Genomic DNA, 25,601 nt, shown 5'->3' on the forward strand with positions numbered 1-25,601 from the left:
ATAGCTTACGGTTTCTTGCCTACAGGTATCAGCTGGCCTGTGTAGAATATCAGCCATTCGACACGCTCAATTTATTCTGAGGTATGGATGCGGCCATTCGAAGTTGCCTTGACTGGGGCATTGTTGCTTGCTGCTTTGATCTGGCCGCTGACGCAACATCGCAGGACCAGATGGGCGCTTATCTCAGCATGCCTGGCCCTCTTTGCGGTGCATCTGTTCGTTGAAGGGGCTCACTGGCAGCTGATTCCTGTCTATCTTGGTCTTCTTCTGCTGCTCTATGGGACGGTTAGGTCTCAGCACTCTGACCGACCGGCATTAAAACTGACAGCCACAGTTGTCATCCTTGCAGCGATCGGCTGTGGCCTGTCGTATGCGGTCCCCATGTTTTCTCTGCCGAAGCCCACGGGCCAGTACCCGGTCGGCACCCGCATCGTGTACATGCGCGACGATAGCCGGAAGGAGGATGCCAACCCTCATGGCTCAGCCAGCAGGGAGCTGATGGTGCAGCTATGGTATCCGGCAAGCCCTTCAGGAAAGCCCCTGGCGCGATACCGGCAATGGTCCGATAGCAGGCTTAGACAGACGTATCAGGCCGTCCTGAAGACGAACTCCCGTCAAGATGCCCCGCTTGCTCAGAGTGATCTGCCGTTTCCCATCGTGATCTTCGGACACGGTTGGGGCGGAACGCGGGTTCAGGACACCTTCCTTACGGAGGAGCTGGCGAGCCACGGATATGTCGTCGTCAGCATCGACCATCCTTACAACGCAGGGCGCGTCACCTTCCCGGATGGAAGGACCGTCGATGAGATTCGCGGATCGCCCATTATCGACGTGGGCACGGCATCCTCGGAGCGCACCGAGGCGCTCTGGAATATGGAGCTGGAGAAGTGGACTGGTGATGAAATCTTCGTCCTGAACCGGCTGCAGGCTGAGAGCCTGACCCCAGCAAGTGTCTGGTACAGGCGATTGAACTTCAATCTTGTCGGATCGATCGGGCACTCGTTTGGCGGAGCCGCTGCAATGCGTCTTTGCGAGGTCGATCCGCGGGTCCGTTCCGCGATCAACATGGATGGCTGGACGTTCAACGGCGTCGAGAACTGGCCCGCTTCGAAGTCCATGATGTTTATGTTTGAGCAAGACCCTGGCCCGAAGCTGGAAGATCTCCACTCCGCCATCCCAGCCCTCCGCGTTGAAGCCGAGTTGGATGTGAAGGACGACGCCATCATTCACCATGCGATGGAACAGGCAGGCGGCTATCAACTGATTATCCAGGGCGCGATGCACGATGACTTTACCGATCAGCCAATGATCTCGCCCATACGGCGAATCACGCATACGGGACCGATCAATACCCGCGAAATGCAGACCATTGTGCGCCGGTACTCGCTCGCATTCTTTGATCAGACACTGAGAGGACAAGCGTCCCCATTGCTTCAATCAGGAGACGTCAGTCCGTTCAAAGAAGTGCAGTTCCTGCAATGGAAACGACCTGCCCAATCCGTTCCTACAGGCACTCCTGGAGGCTTTCCACCACGCGTGGCAGGTTCTCGTTAGAGAGAACCTGAAGATGGGCTCCCGGTATCTCAAAGATGCGCGCCGGCTGCGAGGTAAATCGCCCCCAGCCAAGATCGCGAGGGCCTTTTTCGCGTGAGGCTCTCAGGAGGGTTACGGCTCCCTCTAACTTCTTCGGGACGTAGTTCACTGCGGCAAAGGAATTGATGTGATAAACGCTCCGCAGTCTTGTTGGGATGACCTTCCCACGGTCTATCGCAAAGGTATAGAGAGTGCGAAGGATCGTGCTCTTCACTGCATCGAAGAGCTCCATTGGAGTAAGGGGGCGCAGGCGGTGGAAGAACGGTGACCAGACGGCGGCGAGCTGCCTTGCAGCCGTCGCCAGCGTGCCATTTTCTTCTCGAACAGTGTGACGCCATACGGGAGTGTCCAGCATCCCGACAAGAGAGACTTTTTCGCCTGCTATCTGCAGCTGCCGAGCCATCTCAAAAGCGACAAAACCGCCGTAAGAGTATCCAAGGAAGTGATACGGTCCGGATGGCTGAATCTTGCGCACCTCGTCCACGTAATACGCGGCAAGCTCTTCAAGACTGGTCAGCGGAGTGGCATCCTGCTGCAGAGACTGCGCTTCAATTCCGTAGACTGGCTGGTCCGCGCCGAGGCTTCTGGAGAGATCGTAGAAGTTGAGGACGTTTCCTCCCACTCCATGAATCATGAATAGAGGAGCCTTCGAACCACCCGACTGGACAGCGACGATCGAGGACGGCAGCTGAGGATTCAGTCGTCCTCGAATCTGTGCAGATAGCTGGGCAATCGTGGGGCAGCTGAACAGCGTTGCCAGTCCCAGCTTCAGTCCATATTGCTTATTGATTCTGGCGATCAAGCGGGCTGCAACGAGGGATCTGCCACCAAGCGCAAAGAAATCATCGTGGGGTCCAACGTCTTTGAGATTCAGCGAAGATTCCCATACCCGCGTGAGATCTCTCGTCACCTCATCGTTGACTACCGGAGTCTCCTCAGCGAGCGCTACCGTCTGCTGAGGCTCCATCTGCGCTGCTGCGGCCAACAACTCGATGACGGAGCCTTCCGCTCCATTGCCCGATGACACATGAGGCGGTGGCGGGAGCTGGCTGAGCCGCTGCGATGGGGCCGTAACCAGGGCTGACAGAAGTGTTTGATAGTACTCCAGCCATTGCCGGATTGTGGACGCATCGAACAGGTTGGCGTTGTATTCCAGCTGTGCGCGAACGCCTTCCTTTCGCTCGATCACGGCAAGCTGCATCTCGAACGGAAGTCCTAGACTTCGCGTCGGCAGGGGAGTGATCGTGAGTCCATCAAGCTCCCGCGCTTGAAGGAAGGCGGGCTGGCAGAAGAAGTAGAACTGGAAGAGAGGGCTTCTTCCGCCGGAAGCGCGTATGGACAGCCTCTCCAGAAGCATCTCGAATGGAACTTCGGCGTGGCCCAGCGATTCAACGGTGGTCTCTCGGACCATTGCCAGAACTTCCTGGAGCGTAGGGTCGCCGGTCAGCCTAAGCCGGAGAGCGACCGGTCCGGCAAACGGACCAATCAGCGGCTCTGTCTCCAGTCTCCGGTTCACTACAGGAGAGCCCACGATCATATCCCCGGCCTGTGTCGCCTGATGCAGCAGCATACTGAAGCAGGCAAGCGTAGCCACATAGAGCGTCGTACTGTTTGCCTGTGCAATCTGCTTCAACGCAGCGGATAACTCCTGAGGGAGCAACCGTGTCTCCAGGGAACTCTTAGCGACTGCGAGCTGGTTCGGTGCGTGGTCCGTAGGGAAGTCGAGGACAGGCAGCTGACCTCCGAGCGACTTCATCCAATACTGGAGGTGCTGCTGTGTGGCCTCCGACTCCGCCGACTCCCTCTGCCAGACAGAGAAATCACCATACTGAAGCTGCAAGGGCTCAAAGCAGAATGCTCCTTGTTTCTGCAGCGCTTCGTAGGCTGTCCAAAGCTCACGCTGAAAGACCTGGATCGACCAGGCGTCCGAGATCGCATGGTGGATGCTGAGAGCCAGAATGTGCTCTGCGGGACTCAGATGGTAAAGAGCCGCATGGAAGAGTGGTAGCTGGGACAGATCGAACGGCTGCTCCAGAAGACTCCTGAGGTTGTTCTCCAGCAGAGCCTCGCCTTCCTGCTCGGCAAGGTCCTCCATTGGAATCACATTCAGGTGGAACGGAGCCACATCGTGGATGACCTGCATCAGCTCGCCGTTGATCTCCGCAAAGCTGGTCCGAAGCGTCTCGTGGCGTTCAATCAGAAGACGAAAGCTTTGCTCCAGCACCGAGGAAGAAAGCCTGCCCGTAATCCGCAGGCTGACAGGCATATGAAATGTAGGGTTTGCGGCATCCACCTGCGAAAGCGTCCAGAAGCGTTCCTGCGCGTAGCTGGCAGGAATCGCCTGCAATCCCATCTCTTCGGTGTTGCTATCAGAGACGGCAACATTCGTCTCCATCTCCGGCAAGCGGCTGGAAAGCGCATCCGCAGGAGAAAGAGGGATCTCCGCAATCAGCTGTTGCGGATTGGAAGCGACATGGCGGAGCAACTCGATGAAGTGTCCGTGCAGACTCTCTGCCGTGCTGCGAGAGTACAGGTCGGTCTTGTACTCCAGAGAAAGCCGCCAGCCCGCCTCACGTTCCACCAGAAAAAAATTCAGATCGTAAAGTGCGCCCTGCGACTTGGATGGAAGAGTTGTCAGATCGGCGTCGCCTAGCTTGAACTGAAAAGGACCGCCGCGCCCATATTCCTTCTGGCAGACAAAGTTGAGCAGGAAGAGCTGATTGGAGTTAGCCTCAGCACCTGCAACCTCAGAGATGACCGTGTCGAACGGAACATCCTGGTTCGCGAGAGCCTCCCACACGCGCTCACGGACGCGTTCCAAGAGATCACTGAAGGTCATCGCGCGATGCACCTCGGCCCGAATCAGCACCTGGTTCACGAACTGACCGAAGATACTTTCAAACTCCATCCTCGTTCGACCCGCCAACGGGGTCCGCAGGCTGATATCGGACTTACCGGTGTAGCGAAACAACAGAGCCAGACATGCGGCTGTGGTCACCACGAAAAACGTTGTACCCTGCTCTGGGCGAGTTGACGAAGCCCCTGCGAAAGATCGCCCGGCAGCATTGCGGAGAGAATATCGCTCTGGATCGACATCTGCGCAGGTGCTTCAAAGTCCGGCTCAATCTTGATCTGCTGCGCACCTGTCAGGCGATTCTTCCAATAGGTGAGCTGCTCCTTGATCTCCGGGCGTTCCGTCATCTCCTGTTGCCAGACGACATAATCTCCAAACTGGAAATCCAGCGGAGGGAGTGGATTCTGCAGTCCGGCAGCGAACGCCGTGTAGATTCGTGCGAGCTCCTCCATCCAGATTCCGATGGACCATCCGTCACCGATAATCTGGTGGATTGTAAGCACAAGCATCGACCGGCCGCTCGACAGACGGAGTAGTACCGTACGAACTGGAGGATGAAGCGTCAGGTTGAAATTCGCCTGTGCCTCGCGCAGGCAGACAGCATCGATCTGCTCGACCTGTTGCTGTTCTGTAAGAGTAGTGAAGTCGAACACGTCTAACGTCGTAGAGCCATGCGGAAGAATGATCTGCATGACTTCGCCGTCAACGCTGCGGAAGACTGTTCTCAAAGCTTCGTGACGGTTCGCTATCTCCTGAAGCGAACGCTCCAGCAACACGAGATCGATCGGGCCAGCGAGATTCATCCGAAAGGCGCCGTTAAAACGAGAGTCAGGGGTACTTTCCAGCGGCGCTGGAAGCATCGTCCTCTGACCTGGAGTCAAAGGAAATGCGAAGTACTCCTCGGACTGCGTTACGATCTGCACGTCCTCTCGAACAGTGACCTCCGTGCTCATCGGTTGCCGCGGCCTCCTGGATCAACCGGTTCGGGCTGGCCGGGAACGCCTGGTTGCACGATTCTATATTTAGCGCGGGAAACCGGAGTCAGAGGTGCCAGTTTTGGTGCTGCGGCAGACTTGGTGAGGTCGCTCAGGATGGCCGTGATCGTGCGATGCTGCAGAATCTGCCGTGGCTTGACATCGATCCCCGCCTGGTTCGCTCGAGCAGCGATCTGGAAGACGTGTAGCGAGTCGCCTCCAAGTTCAAAGATGCTGTCCGCGATACCGACCTGGTCGAGATGCAGTACGTCTGCCCATATCCTTGCAAAGCTCTCTTCCTGCGGCGTGCTCGGAGCCACATACCCCGAAGACTGCGCCATGGATGCCCAGGCAGGGACGGGAAGCGCCTTTCGGTCGATCTTTCCATTTGCCGTAAGAGGAAACGAAGGCAGGCTGATGAAGGCAGCCGGAACCATGTAATCCGGCAGCTTGCCCATCAGGTGGCGGCGAAGAGCGTCTGTCTCCACCGGGGCATCGGATTGCGGGATGATGTAGGCTACAAGACGTTTATCGCCTGGGACATCTTCGCGGAGTAGAACGACCCCCTGGCCAACGGAGGGATGTGTTGAAAGGATTGTCTCAATCTCACCGAGCTCAATACGGAAGCCGCGCAATTTGATCTGGCCGTCGGCCCTTCCCAGGAACTCCAGTTGGCCATTTCTCGTCCGACGGACCATGTCACCCGTGCGATAGATACGAGCTCCGGCCTTCTCGCTGAACGGATCGGCAACAAAGCGGGATGCCGTCAGGTCTGGGCGCTTGTAATAACCCTTCGCAACGCCTGCACCGCCGATATACAGCTCTCCCGGAACTCCCAGAGGCAGTAGCTGTTGCAGGGTATCCAGGACATAAAACTGCGTATTGGCGATCGGAAGACCCACCGGAACCGGAGCATCCTCCGCGATGACCCGATTGGTCGCTGACCAGATAGTCGTCTCCGTCGGACCGTACATATTCCAGAGCGGAATGCCTCGCTCAAGAAGCTGGTTGGCAAGATCTCGCGGCATGGCTTCTCCGCCACACCATGCGGTGATAGCCGGAGTGCCCGTCCATCCTGCAGCCAGAAGGAGCCGGAAGGTAATGGGCGTTGCCTGCATGATGGTGGCGTGTGCATCCGTCAGCAGCTTTAGAAGCTGGTTGCCATCGCTGGCCACTGCGCGGCTGGCAAGAATAAGCTCTGCGCCGCATACGAGAGGAAGATAGATCTCCAGTGCCGCGATATCGAACGATATGGTGGTGACAGCCACCAGAACATCCTTGGATGTCATACCGGGAATCTTCTCCATGGAGCAGAGAAGATTGACCACGTTGGTCTGAGTGACCTCAACACCCTTCGGACGACCGGTCGACCCGGAGGTATAGATGACATAAGCCACTGCTGCGGGATCGTTCGCAAGGTTCAAATTGCCGGCGTCTTCGAGCTCGATCTCCGGCCAGAGCTCATCAACCTTCAACACACGTGCATTACCGGCAGGCAGATCGTTTGCGATCGCGGTCTGGGTCAGAACGGTCGGGTTCACGATGTCTTCGAAGACCATCTTCAGCCGCTCGGCTGGGAAGGTGGGATCGAGGGGAACGTAACAGGCTCCCGCCTTCCAGGTGGCTAACAGCGAGACCACCATGGCCACGGACCGTTCCATGTAGATACCGACGACATCTCCCGCCTTGACGCCATGCGTCAGCAGGTAACGCGCCAGCCGATTCACTCTCTCGTTGAGCTGGCCATAGGTCAGCAGCTGATCTTCAAACCGCAAGGCACGAGTGTTGGGGGTCTTTGCAGCCTGCTGCTCAAACAGTTGGTGCACGCAAAGATTTGTTGGATACGAGGATTCCGTCTGGTTGAAGGAAAACAACGCGCGGTCACGCTCGCGAATCGTAAGCAGCGGTAGATGGGCAAGCGGCTGCGAGGCGTCGGCGGCAATTCCCCGTATCAGCATCTCGTAGGCATCCAGCCAAAGGGCCAGCGTGTCCTGGTCGATAAGATTGGTGTTGTAGTCGACATGAAGCGTGAGACCGTCGCTGCCTTCCACCGCATTCACGAACAGATCGAAGTTGACGAAGCTCTTGGGATTTGGCTCAACGGAGACTTTCAGTCCGCCAAAGTTGAGATCCCCCCCGATCTTTTCGAGGTTGAACTGGACCTCCAGCAATGGCAGGCGACTCGGATCTCGCGGGATTGCCAGCTTTCGCACGAGACGGCCGAACGTATAGTTCTGATGGTCGTATGCATCGAAAACAGTCTTTCGAACCTGGTCCAGAAACCCTGCTGTCGAGATGCCTTCGGAGGGAAGCGTGCGCATCGGGACGAAGTTGACGCAATGTCCCACCAGCGTCCGATCTTCCACCAGGGATTGTCCAGCTGCAGGAACTCCGATCACGATATCGTCCTGGTTGGTCAGCCGAGACAGCAGAGCACCGAAGCCACTCAGTAGCGTTACGAACAGGGTGCACTTGTGCTGTGCCCCTGCCTTCTTGAGATCCTTGAGTGTCTGCAGGTCGATCTTGCGAGAGAAGGTCGCCCCCTCAAAGCTCTTCATTGCAGGACGTGCATGGTCAAGAGGCAGATCGAGAAGAGGAGGAAGAACCTCAAACTTCTTGATCCAATATGACTCCACCTCTGCACCCTCGACCCCAGCGAAATGCTTCTCCTGGTTGCGTGCATACTCGCTGAAGGGCATCACGGGGTCCAGTTGAGGAGCCTTGCCGGCGACTCGCGCGCTGTATGTCCTTGAGAGTTCGTCGAGGATGACGTTGATGCTCCATCCATCGCAGACAGCATGATGCCCGGTGAAGGCCAGGGCATGCTGCGTGGGCGACAGTCGAATCAGAGTCATTCGCACGAGTGGGCCGTTCAGCAGATCGAACGGCGTCCTCGAGTCCTCCTCGAGAAACGCGTGGAGCTTTTCGGCGCGCTCTGACTCGGCGAAAGCCGACAGGTCGAGCCGTGGCAGAGCGACCGGCGCTGGCGCGGAGAAGTTTTGTATTCCGGCATTAGGATCGAACGTCGCTCGAAGCGCCTCGTAGCGAGAGAGGATGTTCGTCAGAGAGTCTTCCAAGATCCTCTGATTGAGGTCGCCTTCAAGATAGAGCGTGAACGACTCGTTGAAGCTGCAGTTTGCCTCGGAAGAGAGCTGTGCAGAGAGCAGAATTTCCATCTGCGACTCAGTAATTGGAGCACTCGCCGCGGTCTCGACGATGGCTTCAACGGCGGCTGAGAGCACACTTGACGGCAAGGGAAGCAGCTCCCCGGCCTGCATCTCCGCGATCGTCTCCTTGAAGGCGCGATAGACCCGCTCCATGTCCTCGTCGCTGTGTTCCGTCGTCAGGAAGCAGGGGAAACCTTCGAGAAGATAGATCCCCTTCGATCGCAAGTGAGTATAGAAGATGCTGCTGAAACGATAATCACTTGGGAAACTGAAGTAGAAGAAGCTGGCGAAGGTCTCGATATGAATGGGAAGCTCATTCTCGGTCAGCAAGGTATTCAGCCGGGCAATCAGTGCTGCTGTCCGCGTGGTCAGTCTCTGCTGAAGCTCCGGTCCCTGCTCCTTCAGGTGCTTCAACACCGCGGCGCACGCGGCCATGGCGAGAGGGTGTCGCACGAAGGTTCCCGCAAAGAAGGTCACACCGACCTCGGGGAACGAATCATCGCCATACTGCCACATGCCGCCGTCCAGGGCATCCATATAACGGGCTTTCCCAGCGAGCACACCCATCGGCATGCCGCCTGCCAGTACCTTGCCGTACGTCGCAAGATCAGCACGAATGCCAAAGAGCGCCTGGCATCCGCCCGGATGAGAGCGGAAACCGGTGACTACCTCATCAAAGATCAGGCAGACATCGTTCTGCTCGGTAATCCTTCTGATCTCTTTGAGGAACTCGATAGGCTGAAGATTCGGATGGCGGCTCTGCACCGGTTCAACCAGCACGGCCGCAAGCTCCTGGGCGTGCGAACGGATCCATTCCAGTGAGTCGTCCGTACCATAGTCCAAGACCACCATGTTGGAGACGGACTCACGCGGAATTCCGGGCGCGATTGGCGCGGACTGAGGTAAGCCTCCGCGCTTGAATCCCTTGACGAGCACCTCGTCGAACATACCGTGATAGTCGCCAGCGAAGAAGACCACCTTGCTCTTTCCGGATAGGGTACGGGCAAGTCTCATAGCTGCCATCACAGCTTCTGAACCGGTATTGCAGAACGTCGCTCGCTCGTTGCCCGTCATCTCGCAGAGCGCCTTGGCAACCTCACCTGCGAGAATCGTCTGGGGTCCGATCTCGAAGCCTTCATGCAGCTGCTTGTTGATGGCCTCTTCGACAAAGTCAGGACGATGCCCCAGCATGATCGGTCCGAAGCCGTTCAGGATATCGACATACTCATTGCCGTCGAGATCCCAGAGGCGGGAGCCCTTGGAGCTGCTCGTAATGATCGGGTAGATCAGCTCTTTCCACTGCACACGGAAGCCCGCGACGACGCGCGGGTCGGCAAGATAGGGCCGGCTCTCCTGGGTCTTCTGCTTCGAGGTCGCGGTGCGCTTGTTATAGAACGCGGTCAGCTTGCTGATGTGCTCAATCTGCCGTGGCGTCATCTCGCCTGAGACGCTCTTCTGCAACGGCTTGAATGGGGTATAGCCCTTCAGTTCCACGTGCGCGTCTTTTGGCGCGGGACCCGATGCAGCTGCAGTTGCGGCGGACGGGACCGCAGGCGCTGCAACAGAAACCGTGCCTGCTGGAGCCTGCGCTGAAGAAGGCATAACAGCCGCTGGTTGCACAGCAACTCCCTGAAGCACAGCCATCTGCTGAGAGAAGAGCTGATTCATCACCTGCAGTTGATCGCGCATCAGCTGTTCTAGACCGCTGCCGCCAGAGGTCAAGGGAGCAGGGTTGATCAGATAAGCCGGTTGCGCCAAAGCTGGCTGAGCGACGCTTGCAGAAGCTGCAATCTGGGAGCCTGTCTTTTCCATCGGAATCTCCGCAGCAGTCTCCGCAGGACTCTCAAACGAGCCGGCGGGGAGCTGCTGATCAACAAAAGCTGCGAGTGCCGTTAGAGAGGAGACATCGCCAAGGAGTTGGCGGAAGGTAATCTTGATGCCGAATTTGCTCTGGAGAGCCTGGGATGCCTGGGTCAGAAAGAGGGAATCGAAGCCCAGCTCAAGAAACGAGGCATCCTGCTCTGCTTCCGAGATGGTCAGGCCGGAAAGTTCTTCAAAGATCTCCGCGATGACACCGCAGAGAAAACTGCTTCGCGGGACTTTGTTGCCAGGAGTGGTGGTCGTGCTCATCTTTAAACTCTCCTCCATAATCTTTTCCAGATCGATCTCGTTCTTCGCATTGAAGTTGACTTCTTGTGCTTGTATATCCGCAGCATCCCGTGTGCTGCGTTGCGTGTCGTTGAACCAGAATCTTTTTCTTTCAAACGGATAGGTCGGCAGGGAGACGCGAAGACGTCTCTCGTACTGATAGAAGCGCTCCCAGGAGACATCCACGCCACGGGACCAGAGCGCTCCGACCGCTTGCAGCAGTACAAAGTCTTCCGTGTGCTCCGTATTTCCATCGCTCAAGGACGAGACGATAAGACATGGCGCGGATGAAGCTACGTGTTGGCGAGCCAGCGTGGCCAGAGCCGAGCCGGGACCAACCTCCAGCAAGGCAACATCCGGCAACTCCAGCAGGGTCGAGATACCTTGAGAGAAACGGACCGTCTTGCGAATGTGCTCGGTCCAGTAAGCAGGACTCGTTGCCTGCGAATGGGTGATCCAGTCTCCCGTGACACATGAGACATACCGTATCGTTGGGGCGGAAAGTGAAACCTTTTCGACCTCGCGCCGAAATTCGTCGAGGATGGGTTCCATCATCGACGAATGAAATGCATGCGAGGTATAGAGCTTGCGATGAGCGACCTCGCGGCTGCTCAGTGTCGCTTGCAGGCTGGCCATGACATCGGATGGTCCAGAGACAACACAGAGGGAAGGCGCATTTGCCGCAGCAATATCCAGTCCCTCCGCAAGGAGTGCCGAGGTCTCGGATTCTCCCAAGCGAACACTGAGCATCTCTCCCGCAGGAAGGCTCTGCATCAATCGTCCGCGAATTGCCACCAGGTGAAGTGCATCCTCGAGCGAAAGGACCTCTGCAAGGCAGGCCGCGACAAACTCACCGATGCTATGGCCGATCATGGCCTCGGGTATAACACCCCATGAGATCCACAACTGCGACAGCGCGTACTCGATGGCGAAGATAGCGGGCTGAGCAAAGTATGTCTGCGTGGTATCAAAACTGCTCTTGCCGTCATCATCCTGAAAGAGGCCGCCAATCAGATCAACCTCTTCGGCCAGGAGTATCCGCGCGCAGGTATCGAAGGCATCGCGGAAGACAGGCTCACTGCGGTAGAGCTCGCGGCCCATATTGGAGTGCTGCGATCCTTGGCCGGGGAACATGTACGCAGCCTTACTCTTGCCAGCTCGCTTCTCGCGGTTTGGACGGAGCTTCGAAGACGCAGCCAACGCCGTAACCGCAGCGTCGATCGTATCGGCTGTGACCGCCAGGCGATGATCAAAGGCACGGCGCCCCAGGTGAAGCGTATAAGCAGCATCGGAAAGAGGAGTCTCTCGATTGCTTTCGAGATAGTCTGCAAGATTCCTTGCGGCAGCGCCCAAAGCCTCCGGTGATCTCGCCGAGAGAGAGAGAAGCTGGAACCGTCTATCGGAAGGACTGGGCTGCTGCTGCGGAGCCTGCTCCAGGATCAGGTGTGCATTGGTGCCACCGACGCCAAAGGCGCTGACGGCTGCGCGTCGGGGACCGTCACTTACCCAGGAGCCGCCGGATGCCGTGACGCGGAACGGGCTGGACGCAAAGTCGAACTTCTCTGTGGGCTTCTTGAAGTGCAACGTCGGGGGGAACTGTCCATGTTGGACGACCTGGGTGGCATGAATCAGCCCGGTTATTCCTGCCGCAATATCAAGATGTCCGACGTTCGCCTTCGCGGTTCCGATGGTGCAGAAGCCGCTTTCCTCGGTACTGGTGCGGAAGGCCTTCGTGAGCGCAGCCAGTTCGATCGGATCTCCGAGAGGAGTTGCCGTACCGTGAGCTTCAACGTATTCGATCGTGCGTGCATCGACTCCGGCTGCCTGTTGCGCCATGGTAATGACGTTTGCCTGACCCTCGACGCTAGGCGCCGTGTAGCCGATCTTGCCGGCGCCATCGTTGTTTACCCCAAAGCCTCGAATGACTGCATAGACATGATCGCCATCGCTGATCGCATCTTCCAGTCTCTTCAACAGAACCACACCGACGCCGCTGCCAAAGACCGTACCCTGGGCATCATCATCGAACGGCTTGCAGTGGCCATCCGCTGAGCCCATGCCGCCTTCTACGTAAACATAGCCACGCTTCTGCGGCAACGTGATCGAAACGCCTCCAGCCAGCATCATGTCGCTCTGATAAGTCAGCAGACTCTGGCAGGCCTGACAAACGGCCAGAAGCGACGTGGAGCATGCTGTCTGAATGGCATAGCTGGGGCCGCGAAGATTGAATTTGTAAGCGACTCGCGTCGGCAAAAACTCGGGCTGGTTGCCCATCATGCTGGAGTAGTTGCCGATCTGGTAGTTATCCAGAAAGTTCTCAGGAAAACCAGGTTGCCTGCAGAGCTGCGATAGAAAGTAGCTGCCGTAGCTCGATCCGGCAATCACTCCAATTGACCCCGGATACTGAAATGGATCGTGGCCGGCGTCTTCGAAGGCTTCAGAGCAGCACTCCAGAAAGAGGCGGTGTTGCGGATCCATCACCAGGGCATCCTTGGGCAGGATGCCAAAGAACTCGGCATCGAACTGTTCGATATCCCTCAGGATTGAGCGGGAGCGAATGTAGTTTGGCCGCTCCACGGACTCACGGGAGCCTTCCAGTTCAAGCTCTTCCAGTCGAAAGTGGGAGATCGCTTCGACGCCTGCAAGCTGATTCCTCCAGAACTCCGCAACGCTGTTGGCTCCAGGAAATCGACCAGACATGCCGATGATGGCAATGCCGTCCAGCACGGGCTCGGTCAAATCGTATTCCGGCACCTTCTCGTCGAGCGGATTCATCGGATCGAACCTTTCGCGGCCTTCATTCTCGCAAAGGCCTCCCGTTGACGCCTTGCCTGCTCCTGGGCGGCACTGAGCGCCGGAGTTGTTGCCGTGGTCTTACCGGCTGCCCCTTCGGCTTCGGCCAGCTTCCCGGCAAGTCCTCGTACGGTGGTGAATTCAAACAGCCAGGTCACAGGGATGGTGCGGGCCAGCTTTTGCTGCAGTTGTGCCCTTACAGAAACCAGCAGAACCGACGTTCCGCCGATATCGAAGAAGTTGTCTTCGAAACCCACCTCTGCCGCACCCAGCACGCCGCGCCAGATAGCTGCAACCTGCTCTTCCATGGGGCTACCCTTGGCCTGGGCCTCCGTAGCGGCTGAGTTGATGAGGGAGGCGTGCGACCCGGTCTCAGGTTTCGGGAGAGCCGCCCGATCGACCTTGCCATTCCCGGTCAGCGGGATCGACGGCAGAGGAATATAGAAGGCAGGCATCATCTGCGGAGGCAGACGATTTGCTAGAAAGCCACTCAACTCTCTAGCTACGGGTGGCGTTCCACCGGAGAAGACAAAATAGGCAGCCAATCTCTGTCTTCCATCCTCCGCGCTATGAGCCATGACAGATACCTGCTGCATCCCCGGGTAGTCGCTGATCGCAGCCTCAACTTCGCCGAGCTCAATACGAAATCCATTGATCTTGACCTGGTTATCGCCACGACCAAGGTAGACCAGCTCACCGTCATGCCTCCGCCGGGCCAGGTCACCGGAACGATAAAGCATTCCTCCAGCTTTGAACGGGTCTGCGACGAACCGTTCGGCAGTCAGCTCCGCACGATTCAGGTAACCCCGTGCAACGCCCCTGCCGCCAACGCAGATCTCACCGATCTCGCTCTCTGCAACGGGCTGCATCTTGGCATTCAAGAGATAAATCTGCAGGTCGGGGATGGGAACACCAATGAGGCTCTCAGGGTCTCCCTTGGTATCGGCCTCACGGACTACGCGATACGTGACGTGGACCGTCGTCTCCGTGATCCCATACATATTGATGAGTTGCGGTGACTGATCGCCGTGACGCTCAAACCATCCCCGCAGAGACCGGAACGAAAGCGCCTCACCGCCGAAGACGACCTTGCGCAGCGCCAACGGAAGAACCGTACCGCCGTCTTCGATTTGGCAGAGCAGGGAGAAGGCAGATGGGGTCTGATTCAACACCGTCACCTTCTCATCAGAAAGCAGCTTATAAAAATCCTCTGGCGAGCGGCTTGTGGTAAACGGAACAATCACCAGCCTTCCACCTGTCGTGAGTGGCCCCCAGATCTCCCATACCGAGAAGTCGAACGCGAAGGAGTGAAACATCGTCCAGACATCGTCCTGCTGGAAGTGGAACCAAGCATCGGTCGCGGTCATCAGACGCACGACATTGTCATGGGTGACGAGAACGCCTTTCGGCTTGCCGGTCGAGCCCGAGGTATACATCAGATACGCGATGTCCTGTGCCGTCGGAAGTTCTTCCAGCACAAGTTCAGGGGTGTCGGCGGACAGGGTCTCCACGGAAAAGATGGTTGCCTGAATGCCAGCAAGCTCCGCTGCCAACCGATTGCTGGTCACCAGAACCGAAGGGTTAGCATCCTCAAGAGTTTGCTGAACCCGGGCTTTGGGATACCCCGGGTCGATCGGCAGGTAGGCCGCACCCAGTTTGAGAACTCCCAGCATGGCCGCAATCATCGTGATTGAGCGGTCGAGATAGATTGCTACGATGTCGCCGCGCTGAACACCCCTGGCTCGCAGCTCAAAGGCCATCTGATTGGCAGAGCGATTTAGCTCCTGATACGTGAGGCAGGACGATTCGTATGTGGCCGCAATCCGGTCCGGGTAGGCCTGTCTTGCACGGTCAAATAGCGCAAGGAGTGAATCTCCCGCCTGAGCCCGTTGCAGCAGGGAAATATCGTCATTGCGCAGTACGAGGATGGGATCCTCGGAAATTGTCAGGTCGTCAGAAGGTCTCGTCGATGTTGCCATAGGTGCCGTATCCAGAAAGTAGTGCCCCTTCGGACGATCCTGTCACAGATCTGCACGTGGAGCGTATAACTCTTGCGTTGTAGCATTACATCGCCTCGTATCTGCTGGTGTTGCTGCGCCATACGATGTTCGAATCGATATCCGCCAAGACGTTTGGTGGAACGCTTGACCTGCCAAACGCTGTCCTGCCTCTGGATGAAGCTAAATCTGCAGTAAGCAATGTGAATTGTCTGACTGTATGGAACTTTTCCAAAGGACCAAAGGCAAAAAGAATCAGTACCGCAATGTTGTGGGCCCATATAGTTTCCGGTTCCGCCAGCCTTCAATCGGCTAAGTGGAACCGCTGAGATTCACAGCGTTCGATCCTGCAGGTTACCTGCCGAAGCTCACTTCCTTCAAAGCCTTATAGCTCGTCGGAAAGCAAAGATCACTGAGAAACTCAGAAGCATAAATCCATTTGATGTGGCCACTCTACCACAGCAAAACATGAAGGGAGGAGCGAAATATAAGTGAGGCAATAGAAAGAGATAAGGCTCATGGACACTCTGGTAACCCTGCGCCGTTCCCAGCCTCTATCCATCTGGTTCTCGATAGACAACTTATCAAGACTTAGATCGCCATCTAACCTAAATCAATAAAAACATTGCCACTGTTGATGGTGATCGAGGCATTCAGATTGAGCGCAAAGTTACCTTGGAGTAGACCTTCCTCCAGTTTTTGATTACCCCTGACCAAAGATACCCGTCACGAAGGGCGCGCTCCCTTGCATGGACGGACATGCTCTCCGCCAGCTCGGGATCGCCTGCCAGCTGGTCCATGGAAGCAGCCAGATGGTCGATGACATACTGTTCGCCCTTGGGATCGATCAGGATGCCGGTCTCCGGAGTGACGAGCAGAGATGGCCCTCCCCAGTCGCAGGCGATTACGGGAAGCCCTTGCACCATCGCCTCCTGGACGACGATACCGTTGGCTTCGGCAAGACTGGGGAAGACGAAGGCGCGGTATTGCCGAAGCATCTCGGAGAGCTTGCTGTGATCGGGGACCCACTCAATGAAGTTCACGCGATCCTTCAGCTTCAACTCATCCACCAGGGCTCTGAGGTTTCCAAGCTCCGGTCCGCGCCCGATAATGTCCAGCACAATTCGGCGCTTTGTCTTGAGTAGGCTACGGACGATAAGATCAGTCCCCTTGTGTTCCACAAGACGTCCGTTATGGAAGAAACGCAGATTCTCTCCGTGATGCTCGATGCGCGGCTGATCATAGAGACGATCCAACACGCCGCTGTCGATGGAAGGCAGCAGCCTCTCATCGCGGCAGCCGGCCATCCTTAATGAGGCAAAGGATCGCTCCCCACCCGAGACCAGGACGGCATCAGCATTCTGCTTGCCGCGAAAGGTCATGCGATGAAGGAACTGCATCGCGGGATGCAGCCAGCGGCGGATCTTGTAGGCGGCTCTTTCGCGCTCGCGAAAGCCCACCGGATAATGGATGTTCCCGTTGACCGGGCCGATAACAACCTTGGCATTATGCAGGCTCGGGTAAGGAAGTACGGGGGAGACCGGTGAGGTGAAGTGCACCAAGGCGTCAGGATTCTGCCTGAGCAACTGCTCGGCAGCCTTTGTCGCCGAGAGAAGGAAGTCCAGGTTCAGCAGTTGCTCAAAGAGCTTGCCGCGGTGCAGCATCTCCTGCAGCTTTGTATCGGGCGTATAGGTGACCTGCATATCCGGGAAGCTCTTCTCCAGCTCCTTGCGGACCCGCACATGTGTGATCTGGTGAACTCGCACGCCCTGCCGCTTCAACTCCAGATAAATCTGAAGGGCCTTGATCGCTTCGCCACCCATCTGTTCGGAGACATTCGGGGCGATCAGAATCACATCCACCTGGTTGGAAGTGCTGGCCGGTGCCGCAGCAGTCATGCAGAAAGACCTCAAGGGAAGATATAAGAGCAGAAGACCTGAACTCGAATGCCTGTCAGGTAAATCTGAGAATACCAGCCGCACTTTTTTAGAGTTGGCGTGTAGACCATTTCAGGCAATTGTCGTCTAGAAGGGCAGCAGGAACGCGCGGTCTCCGCAGCAATCGTATCAACGAGCCGATGTGCCCTAAGTAACACAAAAGATATTCGAATGATTCAAAATCTTCTTCGTATACTGAACATACTGTGCTGACAAAGGCTCCAGAGGGCTTAGGTTTTGATGCGTCCATCATTATCGTCTCGTTTAATACGCGACAGATTTTGCGCGAGTGTCTTGAATCGGTGATCCGCGAGTCGACAGGTCTCTCCATCGAGATCTTCGTTGTCGACAACAACTCCCATGACGGCTCTACGCAGATGGTCCGGGAGTGCTTTTCACAGGTCAAGCTGCTTGAGAGCGATATCAATCTTGGCTTCGGAGCGGCGAATAACATCGCCTTGCAGCAGGCATCAGGCCGATACTACGTACTGCTCAACTCGGATGCCTTCTTTCAGGAAGGTGCCCTGAAGAGGGCAATCGAGCACATGGATGCCCAGCCGGACTGCGGCCTGGGTGGCTCTCGTCTGATCGGCCGGGATGGATCGTGGCAGCCTTCGTCCCGCTCGTTTCATTCCATCGTTCACGATCTCGTAGTGCTCACTGGTCTCGCCGGCAAGTTTCCGAAGTCACGTTTCTTCGGCCACTTCGACCGCACCTGGGCCAACGACGATGAGCCTGCCTCCGTGGATTGGGTGCCCGGCGCCTTCTCGATCATTCGGCCATCCGCCCTGGCAAAGACAGGGCTCTTCGACCCCGCCTTCTTTCTCTACTACGAAGAGGTCGATCTATGCAGACGGATCAAGCAGGCTGGCTTCAGCGTCTGGTACTGGCCCGACATCATCGTCGTTCATATCGGTGGGGAATCATCGCGGCAGTTGAAGAAGAAGCTCGAATTTTCCTCCATGACGGCACAGGTGGTCATGTGGCGCATGCGGAGCACACTCCTCTATTACCGGAAGCATCACGGCCCCCAGGTGTACATGGCGAAGTGGAGCGAACTGGCGATGTACCGGCTCACCGTAGCCAGGAATCGCTGGAGTCGCGCCTCGGTACGCAAGCAGCGAGGGGAGGATTACCGTGTGCTGATCTCCCTGATGAACCAGGCGTGGAAGGATACGCAGGGCGGCCGAGTCTCTCCCCCACGCCCGTGGTAATCTCCGCCTATGCCCGGCCTTAAATCACTGCTGGTCCTCCCACTCAAAAAACTCTTACGACTCTCTGCCGGATTGCATGAGTCGTCCCGTCGTCTATGGTCGCACGCATCTCTTGCCGCCCAGCTGCGCAATCCGCTGCCGCCCTCCGTTGTTGTGCTCGGCCGCGTCTGGGTTTATGGAACGCGTTCCGTGAGGTTTGGCCGCGATGTTCTGATCTATCCCGATCTTCACCTGGAGACGCAGGAGCAGGCCTCGATCGCCATCGGTCATAGTGTTGTTTTTTCGCGTGGCGTACACCTCGTTGCCATGGCAGGAATCACCATCGGGGAGGGAACCATGATCGGTGAATACTCGAGCATTCGCGATGCCAATCACGCCCGACGAGAAGGCGTTCCTATGCGTGACGCGGGTCATACCGCCAAGCCCATCGTTATCGGCTCCGAGGTATGGATCGGCAGGGGAGTGACCATCCTTGGAGGAGTCACTATCGGCGATGGCGCAACGGTGGGCGCCAACGCCGTCGTGACAAAAGATGTGCCGGCTGGGGCCATCGTCGCAGGAGTTCCAGCCAAACCTATCCGGCAGCTGGTTACGGAACCGTAACCAGCCTGATGGTTCCGAGGATTCCCGATGAGACTGGACGCACCTTATCCATATCCTGCATCTGGAAGCGATCCCCGTACTCCTTGATCAGTGGTTTGTAATCGTGAGGAGGCTGGGCCGACCAGGCGTTGATCGCGGTATTGAACACATGCAGCTCGATCTGGTTTACGCCCGGCTTGAGGTAGCTGCTGATATCGAGTTGATAGGGCGGGTGCCACAGGGCACCAGCGAGATGGCCATTAACCACAACCTGAGCCGCCTCGCGAACCGGGCCTTCGTACCAGGCCTGCGTGCCTGGATGACTCTTCGCCGTATAGGAGTCGACAGGGTGTCCTCCCTCAATCGAGAGATAGACAGACTTCTTCCTCTTGGTCTTCAGATCAAACGTGCGCCGATAGACTGCTTCGCCGGAGTAGTGTTCCGTATCGCTGCTGGAGGTCCAATCCTCCAGGCTCTGCATGCTCTTCGAGGTCGTAAGACTGGTGAAGTCAACCTTCCAGTCATGCGAAAGATCGACGAGCTCTACTGAGGGCAACGGCGCAGGCGACTTGATGCCGGCATCGTTGGACAGGATAAAGATGCGCGACTCGTAAGGCGCAAGCTTGAGCGTGAACTTCTCCTTGCTGGCCTCTGCGGTTGTGTTGGATGTGGGATCGATAACCACGGCGTGCGAAAACTTCGATCCGAAGCTGACTTCAGAGCTGACCGTTTGATTGCTGGTGTTTGCGACGAAGTAGATGTCGGCTTTCTCCAGATGTCTTCTGATAAAACCAATCTCGGGCTGCTTTGTGCTCAACGTCAGGTCAGGAGCCGCGGCGTGGTGCAGGGCGTCTCCCAGCTCTGATGCCTCGCTTACATGCGTCTGCTTCTGTACCTCAAAGAGCTTCTGTGAGAGCTGCGTGATCTCAGGCAACGCCTTTCCGTCGGTCGACAGCGATGGCTCATCCCCAACGCTGATCACCTTGCCACCCTTTGCGACGTAGCTTTCGAGGCTCTGCAGCGTGGCCAGCGACATGCGATGGGTCGCCGGAACAACGAGAATTGGATAGTGAATGCCGACCCGCTGGATCGCCTCCGCATCGATAAAGTCGAAGTTGTAGCCAGCATCCAGGATGGCTGTGATCACCTCGGGCGATAGCGTCTTTGCTAGAGTGGCGGTGACGCTGACATGTCCGGGAGTAAATCCGGCCCAAGCGTCGTCCACTGGAAGCAGCAAGGCCACCTGGTTCGCCGGCCGCCCCATTCGCATCAGGGCGCTCACGCGCTGAATATATCCAGCGACGTCAGGCATGACGGGATGCCACGGATTGTGATCGTTGAAGACTGCGGCTGCATAAAGAGACCAGCCTGGCTCACCTGCCTGCGGCGCTGAATAAGGCCAGCCGTGTCCGATGATCTGATTTGTACCAACGATAAAGTGGAGGTCCGCCTCCGCCTTCATATCCAGCGGTGTCGCACGAAAGACCGGGGAGTGCAGCCAGGTGAAGGTCTCGGCTGAGGTAATGTTCTGCCCGTACAGGTGATTTCCGGAGGCCGCCCAGCGAAGCGTATTGAACTGCCGCCAGTAAGGACCCTCTCCTTCAGCAAGCGCAACCAGCCTCTGGCTGGAGAGTGTGACTGCCGGTTCGCCATAAGTCTGCGACCGGAATTGGGTATGGTGCTCCTTCGCCCAGGTGTTGATCGGGATGAGATAGTTCTGCTCGACCAACTCCGTCAGCGTCTTCCCCCAGTCATGACGGATCGCATCGGCCTGAGGCGTGCCTCCAGCGACTAACTCTGGCAGGTGTGGCAGCAGATCGTAGCCTCTCCGTGTCATGAACTCCTGCGGTAGATTCGGCGTCCAATCCGCGCCGTAGGCTTCCAGCGAATCGGAGAAGATCGCATAGGGAGGAGTCTTCCCAAACGCGCGGACGAGCGGCCCGCCAACTGCATCGAGGTGGGTCTCGACGGCCTTGCGCTGAAATGGGTCCAGAACCCAGCCTTCGGCTCCCACGGAAGCTCTTTTAACGACCTGCCTGGTGTGCGAATCAATAAAGAAAAGCGCCACGCGATCCTTCCCGGAGGCGGGAAGGGGAGCCGTAACCGGACGAATCAACACAGCACTGGCCGCGTCCCATTCATGAGGCGCTCCATTGACCACGGAAACAGATACGATGCTTTCGCCAGCAGCCAGCTTAACCTTAGGCAGCTCGGCGACCCCCTTGGGCAGGGGAATCTCCATCACTCTCAGGCGATGGGCCGCCTCATCCAACGTCGTTGCAGGACCACCATACGGCCAACCCGAACCCAGGGTTACGTCAACCCGTATGCCAAGCAGGCGCGCCTGCTCCTGAGCATAGCGAACATTTTCCAGCATCTCAGGACTTAGAAAAGGGTCATTGTGAATTCCCTTCGAGGGATCATTCACAATCTGCGGATAGACAAAGGCCAACTCGACGCCGCCGATATCATCAGCCTTCATCTGTTGCAGCTCTTTCAGAATCTCGGCTTTATCAGCTGCAACGCCAAACCACCACCAGCGCACCATCGGGCGGGCATTGGCCGGAGGCGTGTGCATGACGGATAGCAGGCAGCGGTTGATCGACGAAGACTGATTGCAGTCAATTGCAGGTTTGGATTGTGCAAGGCTGGCGCCCGTCAGGCCGCATACGAAGAGAGTTGAACAAATCGAAGATAGACGCATACCGATGGTTTCCGAGGAAACACCCACCCCTTTCCAAGGTCGCAAACCATATTAATGCCAAAGCACCATGTAAATCGAATAGTGTTTGGACCACTCCCGTCAGATCCGGGCCTTGGGGCCATCAGGAATCGCGCAGAACGGCAGTTGACTCTATAAAGAAGAACTCAGATATTCGCTTGAAAATTACTGATAATTGATGATTTTCCTGAAATTGATAGAATTTCCGACCATCGGGAAAAGTCAAAACAACGCGCCATATTGGTCACACCATTTTTGCCCACGGAGTGGCCTGTGAAAAAGCTTTTATGGTGGCAACAGGACCATTCTGGTCGGAAGCCGCCCCTGCTCCCGCGATCATTCTTCTTCTTGGCATTCCAGGGGCCTGCACGGTTGGAATACCGGTAGTCGACGCCAACGCCCCAACCGAGCCAGCCTTGCAGTCCAGCCCGTGTTCTCACCGTATCCTCGTTCTGCGTTTCATCTAAAGAAGCTGTCAGCATTCTGGCGCCCTCTGCTGTGGAGCATCTCATCCCATGAAGAAATCAGCATTCTTGCCTTCAATTACGTTGATTTGCGCCCTGACCGTCACGGCCTTGCTCCGAGGACAGGTCACCGCTGGTGGCGGCGGTGACATCCGGCCAAATCAGTACTTTCAGGAAAGCGCAATGCTGCCTGGCGCCGCTTCAAGGCTCCGCTACACGAAGCCGGGCTGGGAACTGACTCCAAAGCAAAGAGCGCAATGCTGCCTGGCGCCGCGAGATCAAACGACAGCTCTTCATCCCGATCATCTTCCCGGGTTGCGCACCTGAGTCTGGTCAAGCTTTTCTCCGATGCCGGTGTCGTAGCCGAGCGCATCACTTACGCGACCGTCAAGTTCCGGCCGTGGTCTACCATCCCATGCGATGATCCACGGATGGCACGTTATGGCTGAATCATCAGATTCACTTTGCTCTCATGGATGACGCAGCCATTCGCGCCACAGGAACGACGCATATCTCCACGCGGATCGAGGCATACCGCGTCGACATCTTCCACAACTACATCCGCGAAGACAGAGAGGAGACTCGATGCGGTCGCCGCGCATTTGTAAGAGAAATGTCAAGATTCTGTAAGGGAGGAAAGTGATCAACTTCAGGTGTTGTTGGAGGAGATCATATGTCATTTCTTCGCATTACGCCCTTTTTCCTTGCCGCGGTAAGCGTTCTTTCAGCGCAGGGTCATGCATCGACAGGAGCCGCTCAACTCCCGGCCCACGCAACGCTGCCGATTACCTTCACGGCAACGGTAAGCGCCGCTCACGCAAAGGCCGGGGATACAGTCAAGGCCAGGACGATGCAGCCGGTCCATCTTGCTGACGGTCGCGTCGTTCCGTCCGGTGCGATTGTGCTGGGGCATGTTGTTCAAGCCGCGGCATTCGAATATGACAAAACCCCTTATGCGAAGCAGGCCGCCGGTACATTGCGGATTCAGATCGATTCTCTGGAAGTGCAGGGAACTCAGGTTCCGCTAAACGTGACACTACGCGCCATGGCAGATCCGCTGACCAGCAGGCAGGCATCCGAGCCGAAATCGACCGATCTCGATTCACTCTCGACAACTACACAGGTTGGCGGCGATCAGTTGACGCCCTCCCAAAGTGAGATTCGCAATCAGGATGGCGATGTCGTGGGCTACAACAAGCACGGAGGCGCATTCGCGCATCTGCTGGCAAATTCGCGTGATGCTGTGGCTTGCGATGCCGGCGATACCGAGCAGCCTGTAGCGATCTTCTCGGCCTCGGCCTGCGGCCTCTATGGCTTCTACGGTATGTCGCTCTTGTCCTCCGGCAATGTCGACTCTTCCCGTATCGAACTGTCGTCGACACGCTCGAATCCTCAGATCTGGCGCAACACCACCGCTCTTCTGGAAGTTATGCCTGAGAGCATCGCTAGCAAGTAGCAGGTTGATCGTGAGGGATACATGTTGCCAGTAGGACCGGCTGTCAAAGTCACCATCCACATCAATCGAGACACAGCAGCAGGTGCAGGCTTTCTTCAGGAAGAGCTTTTAAAGCTGCTGCAAGAGAGTGATGTTGGCATCGGAGGAGCTACGGTTCTTCATGCTTATGCGGGATTTGGCTCCAATCGAAGACTGCACAAAGCAGATGAGGGAGATGTCACGGGATTACATCTCCCTACGTTGCTCTACTTCATCGACACACCCGAGAAAGTAGAGGTTATTCTTCCGTTGCTTCTTGAGATGGTCACCGATGGATTGGTTGAAGCGCATCCTACCCAGATTCTGAAGAGCGTCGCAGGCAGAGAGAAGGTACTCGCCTGATGAATTGCAGGAATACGATTGCAGTATTTTCTATCCTTGTGTTTTCTCTCGGCGGGGTCAGTCTGCAAGCGCAGACCCCGGAGACGCAGTCAACGGAAGCTCCTCTACCTCTCGCGCAGGCGGAGGCCACAGCGTTAGCGAACCAGCCTCGCATGTTGGCCGCACAACTGAGAGCCAAAGCAATCCAAGAACGCGTTCGCCAGGCACGTTCGGCCTACTTTCCGACCGTCGGCTTTAGTGCAACAGGTGCTCGTGCAGCAGACACAGGCACTGCGACCGCAGTGGGAAACATCACGACATCCGCTGTCTCCGACCGCTTCGCTTATGGTGGCAATCTTACTCAGCTGGTCACGGACTTTGGCCGCACGAGCGCCCTGGTAGGCAGCAGCCGATCCTCAGCGCAGGCCCAGGAGGATCTTGCGACCCTGACCAGGGCTCAGGTCAGACTCAACGTGCGTAGCGCCTACTATCAGGTGCTCGGAGCCGAAGCCGTGCTTCGAGCCGCGATGGCCGCTCAAAGCAATCGTCACCTTGTTGCTCGACAGTTAAATGCTTTGGCTCAAAGTGAGTTGAAGTCTACGGTCGACGTAAACTTCGCCGAGGTGCTTGCCAGTCAGGCCGATCTTGCTGTCGTCCAGGCACAAAGCCTTGTCGCGCAGCAGCGCTCCAGGCTGGCTACCTCCATGGGAAGTACGCAGCAGATCACATCGCCTCTTGCCGAGCCGTCGTCTCCTGAAACTCTTCCCCCCGATCCGGAATCACTCCTCGCGGACGCACAAGCACAACGTGCCGACCTGAACGGTGCCGTGGCCCAGGAGCATGCTGCACAACAGTTTGCAAAGGCAGAGAAGCGCCTGAGCTATCCGACGCTGGGTATCATCGGGGCAGCCGGTCAGATTCCTTACCACGACCACACGCTGCAGGATAACTACGCGGCCGCGGGCTTCAACCTGAATATCCCGATATTCAATGGCGGCCTCTTCGGCGCTCGGCGTGCAGAAGCTGAACTCGAAGCAGATGCTCGCGCGAAGGATGTACAGCAATTGCATCTGGAAGTCACCGAACAGGTTCGCAACAGCTGGCAGAGAGCCAACGAAGCCTTCAAGAGCCTTGAAGTGACCGGCAGGCTTGTTGCGCAGACAAAAGAAGCGCTTCGTCTTGCGCAAGCTCGATATGACGCTGGCCTGGGAAGCATCGTTGAACTGAATGAAGCGCAGGTTAATGAGACCTCTGCTGAGATTACGGCTGCCGATGCCAACTACACCTATCTGTCACGCCGCACGGAGCTGGACTTCGCGGCAGGACTCCTGAACTGAAAG

13 protein-coding genes and 1 pseudogene are annotated in these 25,601 nt (G+C 57.0%); 7 read left to right on the forward strand and 7 right to left on the reverse strand.

Features of this window, described 5'->3' with window-relative positions:
* Window positions 1–381 precede the first annotated feature (381 nt).
* Window positions 382–1,554, forward strand: coding sequence for a hypothetical protein (locus PW789_RS01140; RefSeq protein WP_299370397.1), 1,173 nt, complete (start codon window positions 382–384; stop codon window positions 1,552–1,554).
* On the opposite strand, the gene PW789_RS01145 is transcribed toward PW789_RS01140, so the two are convergent.
* The 5 genes and pseudogenes from PW789_RS01145 to PW789_RS01165 form a co-directional block, all read right to left on the reverse strand.
* Window positions 1,505–3,988 carry an alpha/beta fold hydrolase gene (locus tag PW789_RS01145; RefSeq protein ID WP_367182471.1) on the reverse strand — a complete coding sequence of 828 codons (2,484 nt, stop codon included), beginning with the start codon at window positions 3,986–3,988 and terminating at the stop codon, window positions 1,505–1,507. The genes PW789_RS01140 and PW789_RS01145 overlap by 50 nt on opposite strands.
* Window positions 3,989–4,081: 93 nt before the next feature.
* Window positions 4,082–5,400, reverse strand: a pseudogene (locus tag PW789_RS20020) (condensation domain-containing protein); the annotation flags it as partial.
* Window positions 5,397–13,511 (reverse strand): non-ribosomal peptide synthetase/type I polyketide synthase, encoded by an 8,115-nt coding sequence (locus tag PW789_RS01155; RefSeq protein WP_299370401.1) that lies wholly within the window; start codon window positions 13,509–13,511, stop codon window positions 5,397–5,399. The pseudogene PW789_RS20020 and the gene PW789_RS01155, both read right to left, overlap by 4 nt.
* Window positions 13,508–15,508, reverse strand: a complete 2,001-nt coding sequence (locus PW789_RS01160) for an amino acid adenylation domain-containing protein (protein ID WP_299370403.1) — start codon at window positions 15,506–15,508, stop codon at window positions 13,508–13,510. Before PW789_RS01160 ends, PW789_RS01155 begins: the two co-directional genes overlap by 4 nt.
* A gap of 671 nt (window positions 15,509–16,179) precedes the next feature.
* Complete coding sequence (locus PW789_RS01165) at window positions 16,180–17,424, reverse strand: glycosyltransferase family 4 protein (protein WP_299370405.1); 1,245 nt, start codon at window positions 17,422–17,424, stop codon at window positions 16,180–16,182.
* 245 nt (window positions 17,425–17,669) lie between these two features.
* Between PW789_RS01165 and PW789_RS01170 the strand changes: the two genes are divergently transcribed.
* Together PW789_RS01170 and PW789_RS01175 are read left to right on the forward strand one after the other, a co-directional pair.
* Window positions 17,670–18,677 (forward strand): glycosyltransferase family 2 protein, encoded by a 1,008-nt coding sequence (locus PW789_RS01170; RefSeq protein WP_299370407.1) that lies wholly within the window; start codon window positions 17,670–17,672, stop codon window positions 18,675–18,677.
* A 9-nt stretch (window positions 18,678–18,686) separates the two neighbouring features.
* Window positions 18,687–19,280 carry an acyltransferase gene (locus tag PW789_RS01175; RefSeq protein WP_299370409.1) on the forward strand — a complete coding sequence of 198 codons (594 nt, stop codon included), beginning with the start codon at window positions 18,687–18,689 and terminating at the stop codon, window positions 19,278–19,280.
* Here the strand turns inward: PW789_RS01175 and PW789_RS01180 are convergent.
* Window positions 19,267–21,963, reverse strand: coding sequence for a glycosyl hydrolase (locus PW789_RS01180; RefSeq protein ID WP_299370411.1), 2,697 nt, complete (start codon window positions 21,961–21,963; stop codon window positions 19,267–19,269). The genes PW789_RS01175 and PW789_RS01180 overlap by 14 nt on opposite strands.
* A 164-nt stretch (window positions 21,964–22,127) precedes the next feature.
* Complete coding sequence (locus PW789_RS01185) at window positions 22,128–22,463, reverse strand: hypothetical protein (RefSeq protein ID WP_299370413.1); 336 nt, start codon at window positions 22,461–22,463, stop codon at window positions 22,128–22,130.
* Between the two features lie 33 nt (window positions 22,464–22,496).
* Here PW789_RS01185 and PW789_RS01190 point away from each other — a divergent pair, with 33 nt between their 5' ends.
* From PW789_RS01190 to PW789_RS01205, 4 genes are all read left to right on the forward strand, one after another.
* Window positions 22,497–22,772 (forward strand): hypothetical protein, encoded by a 276-nt coding sequence (locus PW789_RS01190; protein WP_299370415.1) that lies wholly within the window; start codon window positions 22,497–22,499, stop codon window positions 22,770–22,772.
* Between the two features lie 346 nt (window positions 22,773–23,118).
* Window positions 23,119–23,901, forward strand: a complete 783-nt coding sequence (locus PW789_RS01195; protein WP_299370417.1) for a hypothetical protein — start codon at window positions 23,119–23,121, stop codon at window positions 23,899–23,901.
* Between the two features lie 21 nt (window positions 23,902–23,922).
* The gene (locus PW789_RS01200; RefSeq protein WP_299370419.1) at window positions 23,923–24,282 is read left to right on the forward strand and encodes a DUF190 domain-containing protein; all 360 of its coding nucleotides are present in this window, start codon (window positions 23,923–23,925) and stop codon (window positions 24,280–24,282) included.
* On the forward strand, window positions 24,282–25,598 hold the full coding sequence (locus PW789_RS01205; RefSeq protein ID WP_299370421.1) for a TolC family protein: 1,317 nt from the start codon (window positions 24,282–24,284) through the stop codon (window positions 25,596–25,598). The genes PW789_RS01200 and PW789_RS01205 overlap by 1 nt, the downstream gene beginning before the upstream one ends.
* Window positions 25,599–25,601 lie beyond the last annotated feature (3 nt).

Source organism: Edaphobacter sp., from assembly GCF_028283685.1.
In the GTDB taxonomy this organism is placed as follows: Bacteria; Acidobacteriota; Terriglobia; order Terriglobales; family Acidobacteriaceae; genus Edaphobacter.